Source organism: Lacicoccus alkaliphilus DSM 16010 (assembly GCF_900142805.1).
Lineage (GTDB): Bacteria > Bacillota > Bacilli > Staphylococcales > Salinicoccaceae > Lacicoccus > Lacicoccus alkaliphilus.
The window spans coordinates 51682-65049 of record NZ_FRCF01000007.1 but is presented as its reverse complement, the minus strand read 5'-3'; the positions used below and the strand labels follow the sequence as shown (position 1 = coordinate 65049).

At 50.3% G+C, this 13368-nt stretch carries 13 protein-coding genes; 4 read left to right on the top strand and 9 right to left on the bottom strand.

Annotation, left to right across the window (positions count from 1 at the left end; all coding sequences use genetic code 11):
* Positions 1–32: 32 nt before the first annotated feature.
* The 5 genes from BUA12_RS08820 to BUA12_RS08800 all read right to left on the bottom strand — a co-directional run bounded on the left by BUA12_RS08820 (position 33) and on the right by BUA12_RS08800 (position 5387).
* Positions 33–812 carry an ABC transporter permease gene (locus BUA12_RS08820; RefSeq protein ID WP_072710234.1) on the bottom strand — a complete coding sequence of 260 codons (780 nt, stop codon included), beginning with the start codon at positions 810–812 and terminating at the stop codon, positions 33–35.
* 23 nt (positions 813–835) lie between these two features.
* Positions 836–1651: a glycosyltransferase family 2 protein gene (locus BUA12_RS08815; RefSeq protein WP_084670087.1), complete on the bottom strand. Its 816-nt coding sequence runs from the start codon at positions 1649–1651 to the stop codon at positions 836–838.
* Positions 1652–1655: 4 nt separating this feature from the next.
* Positions 1656–2810, bottom strand: a complete 1155-nt coding sequence (locus BUA12_RS08810; protein ID WP_072710232.1) for a glycosyltransferase — start codon at positions 2808–2810, stop codon at positions 1656–1658.
* Positions 2811–2828: 18 nt separating this feature from the next.
* Positions 2829–3953 (bottom strand): glycosyltransferase, encoded by a 1125-nt coding sequence (locus BUA12_RS08805; protein ID WP_072710231.1) that lies wholly within the window; start codon positions 3951–3953, stop codon positions 2829–2831.
* 126 nt (positions 3954–4079) lie between these two features.
* Complete coding sequence (locus tag BUA12_RS08800) at positions 4080–5387, bottom strand: UDP-glucose dehydrogenase family protein (protein ID WP_072710230.1); 1308 nt, start codon at positions 5385–5387, stop codon at positions 4080–4082.
* Between the two features lie 236 nt (positions 5388–5623).
* Between BUA12_RS08800 and BUA12_RS08795 the strand changes: the two genes are divergently transcribed.
* Positions 5624–6937 carry a nucleotide sugar dehydrogenase gene (locus tag BUA12_RS08795; RefSeq protein ID WP_072710229.1) on the top strand — a complete coding sequence of 438 codons (1314 nt, stop codon included), beginning with the start codon at positions 5624–5626 and terminating at the stop codon, positions 6935–6937.
* Positions 6938–6980: 43 nt separating this feature from the next.
* Here the strand turns inward: BUA12_RS08795 and BUA12_RS08790 are convergent, their stop codons facing one another.
* The gene (locus BUA12_RS08790) at positions 6981–7724 is read right to left on the bottom strand and encodes a glycerophosphodiester phosphodiesterase family protein (protein ID WP_072710228.1); all 744 of its coding nucleotides are present in this window, start codon (positions 7722–7724) and stop codon (positions 6981–6983) included.
* Positions 7725–7883: 159 nt separating this feature from the next.
* Between BUA12_RS08790 and BUA12_RS08785 the strand changes: the two genes are divergently transcribed.
* Positions 7884–8354 (top strand): S-ribosylhomocysteine lyase, encoded by a 471-nt coding sequence (locus BUA12_RS08785; RefSeq protein WP_072710227.1) that lies wholly within the window; start codon positions 7884–7886, stop codon positions 8352–8354.
* A gap of 136 nt (positions 8355–8490) precedes the next feature.
* Here the strand turns inward: BUA12_RS08785 and BUA12_RS08780 are convergent, their stop codons facing one another.
* On the bottom strand, positions 8491–8991 hold the full coding sequence (locus BUA12_RS08780; protein WP_072710226.1) for a GNAT family N-acetyltransferase: 501 nt from the start codon (positions 8989–8991) through the stop codon (positions 8491–8493).
* A 736-nt stretch (positions 8992–9727) separates the two neighbouring features.
* Here BUA12_RS08780 and BUA12_RS08775 point away from each other — a divergent pair.
* Both BUA12_RS08775 and BUA12_RS08770 read left to right on the top strand, forming a co-directional pair.
* Positions 9728–10624, top strand: a complete 897-nt coding sequence (locus tag BUA12_RS08775) for a fructose bisphosphate aldolase (RefSeq protein WP_072710225.1) — start codon at positions 9728–9730, stop codon at positions 10622–10624.
* A gap of 131 nt (positions 10625–10755) precedes the next feature.
* Positions 10756–11523: an NRDE family protein gene (locus tag BUA12_RS08770; protein ID WP_072710224.1), complete on the top strand. Its 768-nt coding sequence runs from the start codon at positions 10756–10758 to the stop codon at positions 11521–11523.
* Positions 11524–11777: 254 nt separating this feature from the next.
* Here the strand turns inward: BUA12_RS08770 and BUA12_RS08765 are convergent, their stop codons facing one another.
* Positions 11778–13223, bottom strand: a complete 1446-nt coding sequence (locus tag BUA12_RS08765) for a phospholipase D family protein (protein ID WP_072710223.1) — start codon at positions 13221–13223, stop codon at positions 11778–11780.
* A complete protein-coding gene (locus tag BUA12_RS13075) occupies positions 13213–13359 on the bottom strand; it encodes a hypothetical protein (RefSeq protein ID WP_178138255.1) in 147 nt (48 codons plus the stop codon). Before BUA12_RS13075 ends, BUA12_RS08765 begins: the two co-directional genes overlap by 11 nt.
* Positions 13360–13368: the final 9 nt, after the last annotated feature.

The following is a 13368-nucleotide window of genomic DNA, read 5'->3' as shown; positions in this document are numbered from 1 at the left end:
CTCTTTATAGATATATTCGCTTAAAGTGCCGCTTACAGTGATTTGATGATCTTGTGTTCATGCCTGCTGTAATACCATACCATGAACCAGATTGCCGCAATGGAGAGGACCAGGATGATCCCGAGCCCCAAAAAGTCCGGAAGGTTGCCGTACATCAGTACGTCCCTGTAGGAAGTGACGATCACGGCCACCGGATTGTAAGTGACCGCCCAGCTGTATTCCGGCGGCAGCCTGCCGCCTTCCCAAATGATCGGGGATGCGTAGAAGAACACCCTCGTGACATATTGCAGGACATTTTCAAGATCCCGCACAAACACGGTGACATATGCAAGGATCATGCCGATTGCAAGCAGGAACACCGTCTGGATGAGGACCAGGAGCGGCAGGAATACCACTTCCCATCCCGGCATCACACCGAACCATATCAGGAATGCCGCAATCACGAGGAAGCCGAATGCAAAGTTGAAAAGCTGCGTCAGCGTGAATGATATCGGGAACAGCGCCTTCGGCAGATACACCTGGCTCACGATCGAACTGTATCTCATGATCGATCCGGATGATGAGCTCAGCGTTGAACTGATGCAGCGCCAGACGATCAGACCGATGACGAGGAACAACGGGAAGTTTTCCGTATCCCCCCGGTCAAGGATGACCACCACAAGAAAGTAAAAGACCATGACGTTCAGGAGCGGGTCGAGCAGCCACCATAAATAGCCGAGGTAGCTGTTGCGATGCTCGGCTTTCAGGCCGGACCTCACCAGATAATATAATAAATCCTTACGACTCAACATTTCCTTCAAATAAGTTTTCATAATTTAAAATGACACCGCCTAGTTTACTCGCGGCCGGACTTTTGATCGTCCGGACCTTTATTCAATGCAATTTTATAATCGATCAGATCTTTCACGGAAATGACGGCATAATGCCCGAAATACCATAATGCCTTCGGCAGGCTCTGGGATTCGATCTGCCTGAACACGTACCAGTTGCGCTTGGCCGCCCTCCATTTGTTGCTGGAGATGGAATCGTCCACGACCCTGTACTTCGCAAGCACGTCCGCAAGGCCGTGGGCCGTGAAGCCGCGCCGCGTCAGTTCAAGCCATAGTGCATAATCCTGGCGTGTACGGATGTCCACCATCTTCACCTCTCCCGTCTTTTCGCGGTCGAGCATGACGGTGAGGCAGCCGATGACGCATCGCTTCATCAGTGCATCCCAGTCCACCGTCGCAGGCGTCCTTGAAATGTAATCCGTCTCCGTGCCGTCTTCCAAAGTCCTGACATATGCTGTGAATGAGAATGCCGCATCCTTATCCTGCATGAATCTGAGCTGGCGCTCGAGCTTTTCGGGCATCCATCTGTCATCGCTGTCGAGGAACGCGATATAGCGTCCGGCCGCATTTTCAATCGCGGTATTCCGCGCCACCGCAGAACCCGAGTTCTCCTCGAGTTCAATCAGCCTGATGCGTGCGTCTTTACTCTGCATCTCTTTTATATATTCAACCGTCCGGTCCTTCGACCGATCATCGACGATGATCATCTCCCAGTCGGAGTATGTCTGGTCCAGGACGGATTGTATCGTCTCTTTAATGAATCTTTCCGCATTATATGCGGGTGTGATCACCGACACTGCCGGCACTCTTTCATGACCCATCATCTCATGCCTCCTCTGCCTTTCGGGACGCCATATCCGCTCCCGAGAGGGCATTGTACCAGCGCACAAGCTTCCTTTCCTGTGTCTGCCAGTTCAGTTCCTCCATCACAGCCCTTTTGCCGTTCTGCCCCATGCGGGCGGCTTCCTCCGGATGGCTGCGCAGATGATCGAGCGCCTTTCTGACCGCTTGGTCATCGTCCGGATCGACGGCGATGCCGCATTCATATTTCTCGATGAAGGCTTTCCACACCGGGAAGTCGGAGCAGATGACGGGCAGTCCTGCGTTCATATACTCGAAGAACTTCGTCAGTTCCTTCTGCCTGTAATGCTCCGTCGGCGGAAACAGTGCAATGCCCGCCAGCCAGTGCCGCTCAAGATAGCGCGCCTCGATGACTTCCTTTTCAACGAAACTGTCGATGCCTTCTATATTAAGCCTGTCGGCTGCACTGCCGGCGGCTGCATACATCTCTTCGGCAAGCTCGCCCGGACATTTCCCCACGAAATGGACATTGATGTCAGGGTCGATCACCGGCAGCCTGGCATGCTGCAGGGCGCCTCTGACATGCGAGACGTTGCCCGTATAGAGCACACGGTCCTCCGCCTGACCGTGATGTGCATGCTTGATGAATCTCTCGTTCACCGTTGGATAATTCAATATCCAGACGCCTTCCGGATACTGCTCCTCGTAATACTTCTCGGCCAGGGAAAGGCCCATGCCCCGTGTAAAGCACTTCTCCATGACCTTATACCCTGAAGCCACGATTTTTTTGAGGGGCCCGCTCAGGTAATCTTTCTGCATGATGCTCGTGATGTAATCTTCATGGATATCATAGATGACGGTGTTGTTTTTATTTTTAAGGGCCCATGCTGCAGGCAGCAGCTCCGGATCGTGGAACGTGATGATGTCCGCCTCCACGGCTTTCGCTTTCCTGTACGCATCATAAGTGCCGAAGATCATGCGCCCAAGCCTGCTTTTATATGTCTTCAGCTTCACATGACGGATGGTCTTGTCCGCCTCATTCCCTTTCGGGTCGCGCCTTGCGATCAATGTGACATCAAAACCTGCATCCTGCAGCGACCTGCACTGCTTATGATAGATCCTCGGATCGTAAGGGTGGTGGACGGTCGTCATATGTACCGCACGTTTTCTTCTTTCCATAGTGAGTCTCCCGTTTCATCAAGTTTTTTTCAGGACATCTGTAAACATCCGTTCATATTGTTTCACAATTTTATCTGCATGGAACATCTCCGCACGACGGAGGCCTTTTTCGATGATTGTTTCCCTTTTCGAATCATCAAGCTCCAGCATGGATGAAATGCTTTCTGCCAGCGCTTTTGAATCCGACGGTTCGCACATCAGGCCGTATTCCCCGCCGTCCAGCACTTCTTCGGCACCGGGATGCGCCTTGGTCGAGACGACCGGCGTGCCCGTGGCCAAAGCCTCGGTCAGTACATGGCCGAACCCTTCACGGATGGAAGACAGCACGAACAGGTCCGATTGTGCAAAGTAGGCATACGGGTTGTGACGGAAGCCTGTAAAAAGTACGTCACCGGCGAGCCCGAGTGCTTCGGTGCGCCGCTTCAGCTCCGCTTCCAGTTCCCCTTCGCCGAGTATGACGAGCCGGGTGCCCGGGACCTCGTCCCTGACGGTCTTGAACGCCTCGATCAGCGTCAGCTGATCCTTGTCATGATGGAAGCGGCCGGCGGTGATGATGGTTTTGCCGTCACTTTGGAAAAACGGCCTGTGCGCACCATCGACATCCTCCCGCTCCATCAGCGCCTGTATGTTTTCCACATCCACGGGATTATATATAATGTCAATTTTATCAGAATTCACTTTATACCGCTTAATAATATTCCCTTTGACACCTTTGGACAGGGCGATCACCCTCGATGCGCGCTGATACAGGAGGCCCGCAAACCGCAGTTTGGCGTTCTCTTTCGGCGTGCCGCCGAGGTAGGCCGCTTCCCTGACGACATTCCGGGCACCCGTGCGTGCCAGCATCGTCGCCAGCAGCGCCACGATATTGTAATTCGGTATGGTGCTGAAGACGATGTCGGGACGTTCTTCCCTGATCACTTTTGCAAGACGGGTGACGGCGCCCCTCAGGCGCTTCGTCCCGAGCTTGATGAAAAGGACGTCTTCGGCCACATACTCCTCATACCCGCCGTCACGGTCGAGCGTCACAAGAACCGGCGTGAACTGCGTCCGGTCGATATTATTGATGATGTTGAGCAGCGTCCTTGCAGCGCCGCCGCCGCCCATCCGGTATATGAAAAACAGTATCTTTTTCTTCTCCATAAGGTTCAAGCCTTCCCAAAAACCGATATTTCACCCCGTGTATTATATCACAGGGCGTTCAGTATACAAATAAACACCGCGGATGCCTTGAATCAAAAAAGCCGACGGCGAAGTCGGCTTTCGGGCTTAATTTCCAATGGACGGACGGCCGATGGAGTGGTACTCCACACCGGTCTTTCCCACTCCCTCCAGTGTGAAGCAGTTCCTGCCGTCAAAGACCACCGGAGTTTCCATGAGTGATTCATACTTTTCAATGGGGAATGATTTGATTTCTTTCCATTCCGTAAGGATGATCGCAATCTCCGCATCCCTGACGGCATCTTCGATATTGTCCCTGTAATGGATGCCTTCCGGCAGCACTTTCCGTGCATTCTCCATGGCGGCGGGATCGAACGTATGCACTTCCGCCCCTTCCCCGATCAGTTTTTCGATGACCGATATGGAAGGTGCCGCACGGACATCATCCGTATTCGGCTTGAAGGCGAGACCGAGGACGGCGACTTTCCTGCCGCTGATGGAATCAAAACGGTCCATGACCTTCTCCACGATGATGCCCCTCTGCCGTTCGTTGGAGTCGACGACATTTTCAAGGATCTGCATATCATACTCGGCTTCCCGTGCGACCGAAATGATTGCCCGCGTATCTTTCGGGAAACAAGACCCGCCGTAACCGATGCCGGCATTCAGGAAGGCCTCCCCTATCCTCTGGTCCATGCCCATCCCTCTGGATACATCATCGATGTTCGCCCCGATCCGCTCGGAAAGGTTGGCCATCTCGTTGATGAAACTGATTTTGGTTGCGAGGAATGCGTTGGATGCATATTTTATCATTTCAGCACTCCTGAGGTTCGTCCTGACCATCGGGAGACCGAAACCTTCATTGACCGTTTCAAGCACATCCAGCACTTCCGGGGAGTCGGAACCGATGACGATCCGGTCGCCGTTGAAAGTATCGTAGACTGCCGAACCCTGCCTCAGGAATTCGGGATTGGATGCGATGCTGATGGTGGCATCACTCAAGAGGTTTTCCTCGATCAGGCCTTTGATGTATTCATTCGTGCCCACCGGCACCGTGCTTTTCGTCACGATGATGACATCCTGCACAAGGTGTTTGGACAACGCACGGCAGACTGCAGCAACTGCGGTGAGGTCTGCAGACCCGTCATCATTCTGCGGGGTGCCGACTGCGATATAGACGATGTCCTTCCCTGCCAGCCCCTCCTTGTAATCCGTCGTGAAATCGAGGCGCGATTCAGAGATGTTTTTCCGGAGCAGTGCCTCCAGGCCCTCTTCGTATATCGGACTGATGCCCTGCTTCAATGTCGCCACTTTTTCCTCATCGATGTCGATACATGTCACCCGGTTGCCGACCTCCGACAAGCAGGCACCCGTCACCAGGCCGACATAGCCTGTGCCAATTACTGCGATCTCCATAGAACTTTACACTCCCAGTCTTTACTGAATGCTGTCATAATGCCTGACCGTACCATTTATAATCAATTTTTTCATATTAATGAATCCACAAATTGCATTCACTAATTTTATCATAAGGCCTTTTATTATTCTACATTTTAGGGTAGATGTAGTGCATAGAGGTTTCAAAGATTGTATAATGACTAAGATAGATTTTCCACGTTGACAGACAGTGGATTGAGGAAGGTAGAGATGTCATGAATTTATTTGAAAAACTGCAGGCGAAAGAAGAAGCGATTTCAGTCATCGGACTCGGGTATGTCGGCCTGCCGCTTGCTGTTGAATTCGCAAAGCAATACGACGTCATCGGTTATGACGTCAATGAGGACAAACTGGAGCAGTACAGGAACGGCACCGATGTGACGGATGAAGTGGGAGACGAATCACTCCATCAGTCGACGATGCAGTTCACAAGTGATGAATCGGACCTCAAAAAATCCAAGTTCCTCGTCGTCTCCGTGCCCACGCCGATCAATACGGACAAGACACCGAATTTGAAACCGGTGATCAGCGCAAGCGAAACAGCAGGGAGGAACCTCACAAAGGGTGCGATTGTCGTGTATGAATCCACGGTCTATCCGGGGACGACCGAGGAGATATGCATTCCGATACTTGAAGAGGCCTCCGGCCTGAAGTTCGGCGAGGATTTCAAAGTCGGCTATTCCCCGGAGCGCATCAATCCCGGCGACAGGGAAAATACGCTGACGCAGATTGTGAAGGTCGTCTCGGGGTCTGATGCAGAGGCGCTGCAGGAAATCTCTGCAATCTACAGCTCGATCATAGAGGCGGGTGTGCACGAAGCGGAGTCCATCAAAGTGGCGGAAGCTTCAAAAGTCATTGAAAACTCCCAAAGGGACATCAATATCGCTTTCATGAACGAGCTTTCCATGGTGTTCAACAAAATGGACATCAACACAAATGCCGTGCTCGAAGCTGCAGGGACGAAGTGGAACTTCCTGAAGTTCACACCGGGTCTTGTCGGCGGACACTGCATCGGCGTCGACCCGTACTATTTCACTTATAAGGCCGAGCAGTTGGGTTATCATTCCCAGATCATCTTATCCGGCAGGAAAGTGAACGACGATATGGGCAAATACATCGCAAGCAATATCATCAAACAGATGATCAAAGCCGGCCAGCAAATCAGCGATTCAAGAGTTGCGGTATTGGGCCTGACTTTCAAGGAGAATGTATCTGATGTCCGTAATACGAAAGTGACGGACATCATCGATGAACTCGAAGATTACGGCGTGGAGGTGCTGGTCCACGACCCCGTCGCGGTGCCGGAAGACGTCAAGCGCGACCTCGGTATAGAACTTGTCGGTGACGCGGATCTTAACGATCTCGACTGTGTCGTGCTGACCGTCCCGCATAAGGCGTACCTCGCTGATTTCGACCTCGACAGATTGAGCGGTTTATTCAGGAATGACCAGAGGGTGATCGTCGATGTGAAAGGCATACTCGACAGGAATGAATGTGAAGGGAAAGGCTGCCATTACTGGAGCCTGTAAAACGTTGAAGACCGCCATCCTTTGAAGGATGACGGTCTTTTTTTCAACTGTCGCGGAGACCGAGTGCGAGATCCGGGTAATCGGTGATTATGGCCCGGACCCCTGCATCAATGAACTGCTCCATATGTTCCCGTTCATTCACGGTCCAGATCCTGAAGAATATACCGTTCTTTTTCAGGGCTTCCATATTCTCAAGTGCTGAATCCACCCTCAAGTGATAAGCTTCAAAATCGTGCGCTTCCATCATCTGTTCATAATCTTCGGGAAGTTCATTGACCAGATAGGCGATCCTTACGTTGGGATCATGCTTTTTCAGCCGGTCCAGCGTAGCCAGGTTGAATGAGGAGAAAACCACCCTGTCGAGCATGCCGCGTGTCGCGACAGTATGATGCACTTCCCTCTCAATGCCCTCATACTCATATACATCCGTTTTCAACTCAACGTTGAGGACTGTGTTTTCCTTGGCGAAAAGCGCGAGGACTTCAAATAATTCAGGAACCCTCTCCCTATGCCATGTATGGTTATACTTGGACATATTCCTGAATTTTATGCCGGTCTTCACTTTTTTCAGGTCAAAAATTTTCCAGTCTTTGATGATGCCTCGGTCGGTCGTCGTACGATCCAGGCTTTCATCATGCATGACGACCAATTTTTTATCATTCGACATATGGACATCAAACTCGATGCCGTCCGCCCCCATTTCGACGGCTTTGGTGAAGCCGAGCATAGTGTTTTCGGGATAATGGCCCTTGGCGCCCCGATGGCCGATTATTTTAGTCTTTGACATCATTTCATCCTCCAGTTTTGTGGAACCACGTGAGTTTTCATTCATCCATTATAGGCTATAATATAATAAAAGGCACTTCGTGACCACTCTTCATACGTTGTATTATTCAGATTTTTCATATATCATTATTTTAACAAATCTTTTAAGGGAGTGAGTATCATGCCCAAGATGAACGTGGAAAGCTTCAACCTGGATCACAGGAAAGTGGTGGCACCCTATATCAGACTTGCAAGTAAAAGCGAAGGCACACACGGTGATGTGATTTATAAATATGATCTGCGCTTCTGCCAGCCCAACAAAGAGCATATGGAAATGCCGGGCCTCCACTCCATCGAACACCTGATGGCCGAAAATATCCGCAACCATCATCCTGATGTCGTGGACCTGAGCCCGATGGGATGCCAGACCGGGTTCTATCTGTCCGTATTGAATGACAATGACTATAATAACATCCAAGATGTCATGGAAAAGACATTGAACGATGTACTGGAGGCCGACGAAGTGCCTGCCTGCAACGAAGTGCAGTGCGGCTGGGCGGCAAGCCACAGTCTCGAAGGTGCAAAAGACATCGCTGGTAAGATGCTTGCCGGCCGCGACCAGTGGGATGAAGTGTTCGGCGCAATCCGATGATCATTAGAGTTGAAAGCTGCCGGTGCGGAGGTCATCTCCCGCCGGTGTTTTTTTATGGACGTATTAAAGTATGGGCATCGGACTGACCGGCTCTCATTTGGCCGATAGAACCATTATCCATGAAGTCAGTCTGCCGCTATCGTCCGAGCGCCTTCATCATCCTTAATGATCTCTGGACTTCCCCGGTGCCGGCCCGTGTCTCTTTCATACTTTGGAATTCAAAACCTTTCGCTTCATAAAATGGCAGCCCGAGGGCGTTCCCTTCCTGCACGGAAGCCCACTGCTCTTTTGCACCCTTCTTCCTGAAATGCGCCGTGAAGGTATTGAGCAGCTGCCCGCCGATGCCCATATAGCGGAAATCCCGGTCCACATAAAATACGAATATTTCATTTATGCGGGCACCTGTCATACCTCCGCCAATCACTCCGGCCACTTCCCCGTCGACTTCTGCGACATATGAATAGTGCCCTTTTTTAATATCCTGCTCCACTTTCTTGAGAGAATACCAGAAGTCCACAGTCTCCTGTTTATAAGTATCCGATAATCTGTCATCCACCGTATCCAGCCAACCGGCCCTGCATATTTCTGCAACCCTCTCTGCGTCTTCCACAGTCACCCTTCTGATTGTTGAGCCCATATGATCACCCGTTATTTGTAATAAACTCTCCCGATGAGCGATAGAGCACCCCCAGCGCTCACAAAATTCTCCGAACGAGCGATAGAGCACCCCTCGCGCTCACATAACTTTCCCAATGAGCAGCAGAGCACCCCCAGCGCTCACATAATTCTCCGAATGAGCGATAGAACACCTCCAGCGCTCACATAATTCTCCCAATGAGCGACAGAACACCTCCAGCGCTCACAAAATTCTCCGAACGAGCGATAGAGCACCCCCAGCGCTCACATAATTCTCCGAACGAGCGATAGAGCACCCCTCGCGCTCACATAACTTTCCCGGTGAGCGACAGGACGCCATACTGTGTCCAATCCCCTACAGGAGCACTTAATTCTTATAATACTATACCGCAATCTGTCTCCGGTCGCGCAAGTCCTGTGTCCAATCATCCGGATGACCTTTGAAAATAAGAAGAAAAGTTCATTAAAATTATCGTATTTCGGGTAAATTAAATGGAGGAGGGATGGATCATGAAGATTAAAATCCCGGGCGCAATACAAAAAAAGTCCGGATAAAACCATTATGGCATTTCTCGATGATAATCCTTACGCCGAAATCCTCGACATCTAATTCGAAATGGGCACCTCATTTGCGGTACTCATCTTCTATGAAGACTGAGACTGTATAAATCATTGCATGAATGGTGTTTATTTAGCATAATGATAAGTGAAGAGTAAAAATTTTAGGAGTGATTTTAGTGAATCAGGAACAGTTCAACAGAATGAAAAATGATGACGGGTTCATCGCAGCACTTGATCAGAGTGGCGGCAGTACCCCGAAAGCACTGAAAGCCTACGGGGTGGATGAAGACCAGTATTCAAGCGAAGAGGAAATGTTTGATTTGGTACATGAGATGCGCTCCCGCATCATCACTTCACCTTCTTTCAATAAAGAGCGGATACTTGGGGCGATTCTTTTCGAACAGACGATGGACCGTGAAATCGAAGGTAAATACACAGGTGAATATCTTGCCGAGAAAGGCATCGTCCCATTCGTCAAAGTGGACAAGGGCCTTGCCGATGAAGAGAACGGTGCCCAGGTGATGAAACCGATGCCTGACCTCGACGATCTGCTGGGGCGTGCGGTTGAACGCGGCATGTTCGGTACTAAAATGCGTTCCAACATCCTGGAAGCGAATGAATCAGGCATCAAAGCCGTGGTCGACCAGCAATTTGAAGTCGGCAAACGCATCATCCAGTCAGGCCTTGTACCGATCATCGAACCTGAAGTCAGCATCCATGCTGACGACAAGGAAGAAATCGAGAGCATCCTTAAAGATGAAATCATGAATCACCTGAATGAACTGAACGAAGATGAGCATGTGATGCTTAAACTCACCATTCCTACAAAAGCGAACTTCTACAAGGAACTGATCGATCATCCTCAGGTCGTGAGAGTCGTCGCACTTTCCGGCGGTTACACACGCCGTCAGGCGAACGATAAGCTGAAGGAAAACGAAGGTCTGATCGCGAGCTTCTCAAGAGCACTTGCTTCCGACCTGAAAGCGGACTTGTCGGATGACGAGTTCAACACTTCCCTGAATGATGCTGTCGAAGATATATTCGACGCTTCCGTCCACAAGACTTTCAAATAAAGACCGAAGATATATCCAGCGAACGGATGGGATCAAACCCATCCGTTTTTTCATGCAGTAAACACCATATTGGAGCCACTATCTATTTTCCATTATAATGATAGTAACTTATAATCGATAGGAATGATTCCATGTGTTTGATTAATTTCCAGCTGAACAGCCACAGCAGATATAAACTGGTCATGGCGGCGAACAGGGACGAAGAATACAGCCGTCCGACGGAAGCGGCACACTTCTGGGAAGAGCACCCGGATCTGCTGGCCGGTCGCGACCTCCGCGGCATGGGCACGTGGCTCGGCATCACCCGGGACGGGAGGATTTCCGCCCTCACCAACGTGAGGAACACCAAAGAACTGCTCTCCACCCACGGCAAGTCCCGCGGGCACCTCGTACGCGGGTATCTGACGGGTGATGCGCATCCAAAAGAATATTTGAAGAAGATTGCAGAGGAAGGCGGCGACTATGCCGGCTTCAATCTGCTCGCGGGCACCCCCGACGAATTATATTATGTCAATAATTACCGAAATGAAGTCACCCGTGTCGAAGACGGCATCCACGGCCTGTCGAACCATCATCTGGACACACCATGGCCGAAAGTGGTGAAAGGCAATGAACGGTTGAAATTTGTCGTGGATGACGACGATGTGGATATTGAAGCACTCTTCAAACTGCTGCGGGATGATGAGACTGCCGCAGTGGACTCATTGCCGGATACCGGCTTGTCGAAAGAGATAGAGAAAAACTTATCTCCGCTCTTCATCAATATGGACAAATACGGTACAAGGTGTTCGACCGTCATTCTGATCGACCGGTCGGATAATGTGACGTTTGTGGAACGTACGTATGTAAAGGGTGAAGCCACCGGTGATGTCCGGTATGACTTCGCATTGGAATCTTAAAAAAGGCATTTTTATACCACGCATGCAATCCGTTGTAAATTCGGGAGCCATGCGTGGTTAAATTTTAGATTTCATCTTCAATTTTCTGGTCGATCCGATCAATTATATCAGTCCGATTAAGGATAATACTGCTGCTATGACTACAATGAGACCGATGATATATATAATGCTTCTCATTTTATACGCCTCCTATAATGGTTTGCTTCATCTTTCATAGTATCTTTTACCCTTAGTTCCCCGGGGTAAACATAATTTTAGAAAGTGGATGTCCCCAGATTTTCCTGTATCCTGTACAGAATGTTCTTCCACCATATGTCTTCACTGTGCACGTCATAGTCCGAAGTGTAGGTCCCCTCTTCGTTATCCCAGATGCGTTCATAGTATTCCATGATTTCCGTCATGAGTTCCGTATCTTCACCACCCGAGACGACCAGATTCGTCTCAAGGTTGTAGTCGTCGAGGTTCCGTCTTGTAAAGTTCGTGGTCCCGGCCGTCACGGTGACTTCCCCATCCGTCTCCGCCATCATGAATTTCGCATGGTACTGTTCCCCGTGAGATTCATACCAGCGGATCTCTGGTGGATTCTCGTGATCCATCAGTTCTGCAGCGACGGGTTTATTCGGAATACCTATCTTTTCATTACCGAAGGCATCCTGGTTCACATCCAGCACCATCTGCACTTCAACACCACGGTCCAGGGCATCTTTCAAGGCCTGGATCACATCCCTGTCGGATATATAGAAAATGCCTGTGCGGATTGCGTCCCCCGCCCCGGTCCCTTCAATCATCTCAAGCATCTGCACCTTGATCCTGCTTTCGGTGACGAGCTGCACTTCATATTCTCCTGTCTCATCACCCGTGTCGATATCAAACCCGTCGAACACCTCAGTATCCACGCCGGCCATATCGAGGACGGCACGCTCACTCACCATGAGATCCTCAAGGACCGGGCCGCCCACTTTGAATGCGGTATTGGAATGATAGAAACTCGCATCATGCGGATTTGCCGAAGTGATGATGGCGGCACTCTCATGCATGATGGTCTTCCTGTGGTTCGCCTTGAAATTCAACATGCTGAAGTAAGATCTGAGGTTCACTTCCGGACCTTCCGGTCTCAGGACATTCGGCAGCCATCCTGCCCGGGAATCACCGAACCACTGCAGATAAGACCTGTAGAAGCTCGAGTACAACGGGTTGGAATCCCGCAGAGGATCGAGGTCCGTCTGATGCACCTGTATGCCGGCCCGCTTCATATCTTCAATATGAGGTGGCAGGTAAGTCCGGTAAAATGTATTGATCGGATCCGTGATGAAAATGATTTCCATATCCGGATTCTGCGCCTTCTTATGGATCAGCGCATCCGATAATTCCCGGGACAGCTGCGGGAAGTCAAGTTCGGGATCCCCGTGGTCATAGTCATCATTGAATAAAAACATATCGATCAGGAGAAAATCCTCCGCTTCATCGATCATCTGAAAGATTTCATCGAATATCTCCTGTTCATGCGTTTCCTCCCCCTCCTCATCCGCATATGTCAGATCATATAGGAATTCCACCGAATCCGTCGTATAGGTATCGCTCTCATAGGAAATGTTTTCGGGTGTGTCCCTGAAATGGACCAACACCCCGACAGTCAGCGGGATGAAGATGAAGAACAGAATCAGCACGCCGATGATCATAAGAAACCTTTTATTTTTCATCAATATTCAACCGACCTCCCCACATCACTTTTGAGCCTGCGATCAAGTCAGGCCTATGCCGATGCTCATTCCTGATCATCACCATAAAAATTAAAACCACTGCCAGGAAACGTCTCTTCAAATGATTTTCTGCCATATCTGAAAC

Bases quoted from the DNA above. Each gene is read 5' to 3' on its own strand.
- BUA12_RS08820 (WP_072710234.1), bottom strand. From the start codon at position 812: ATGAAAACTTATTTGAAGGAAATGTTGAGTCGTAAGGATTTATTATAT.
- BUA12_RS08815 (WP_084670087.1), bottom strand. From the start codon at position 1,651: ATGGGTCATGAAAGAGTGCCGGCAGTGTCGGTGATCACACCCGCATAT.
- BUA12_RS08810 (WP_072710232.1), bottom strand. From the start codon at position 2,810: ATGGAAAGAAGAAAACGTGCGGTACATATGACGACCGTCCACCACCCT.
- BUA12_RS08805 (WP_072710231.1), bottom strand. From the start codon at position 3,953: ATGGAGAAGAAAAAGATACTGTTTTTCATATACCGGATGGGCGGCGGC.
- BUA12_RS08800 (WP_072710230.1), bottom strand. From the start codon at position 5,387: ATGGAGATCGCAGTAATTGGCACAGGCTATGTCGGCCTGGTGACGGGT.
- BUA12_RS08795 (WP_072710229.1), top strand. From the start codon at position 5,624: ATGAATTTATTTGAAAAACTGCAGGCGAAAGAAGAAGCGATTTCAGTC.
- BUA12_RS08790 (WP_072710228.1), bottom strand. From the start codon at position 7,724: ATGTCAAAGACTAAAATAATCGGCCATCGGGGCGCCAAGGGCCATTAT.
- BUA12_RS08785 (WP_072710227.1), top strand. From the start codon at position 7,884: ATGCCCAAGATGAACGTGGAAAGCTTCAACCTGGATCACAGGAAAGTG.
- BUA12_RS08780 (WP_072710226.1), bottom strand. From the start codon at position 8,991: ATGGGCTCAACAATCAGAAGGGTGACTGTGGAAGACGCAGAGAGGGTT.
- BUA12_RS08770 (WP_072710224.1), top strand. From the start codon at position 10,756: ATGTGTTTGATTAATTTCCAGCTGAACAGCCACAGCAGATATAAACTG.
- BUA12_RS08765 (WP_072710223.1), bottom strand. From the start codon at position 13,223: ATGAAAAATAAAAGGTTTCTTATGATCATCGGCGTGCTGATTCTGTTC.
- BUA12_RS13075 (WP_178138255.1), bottom strand. From the start codon at position 13,359: ATGGCAGAAAATCATTTGAAGAGACGTTTCCTGGCAGTGGTTTTAATT.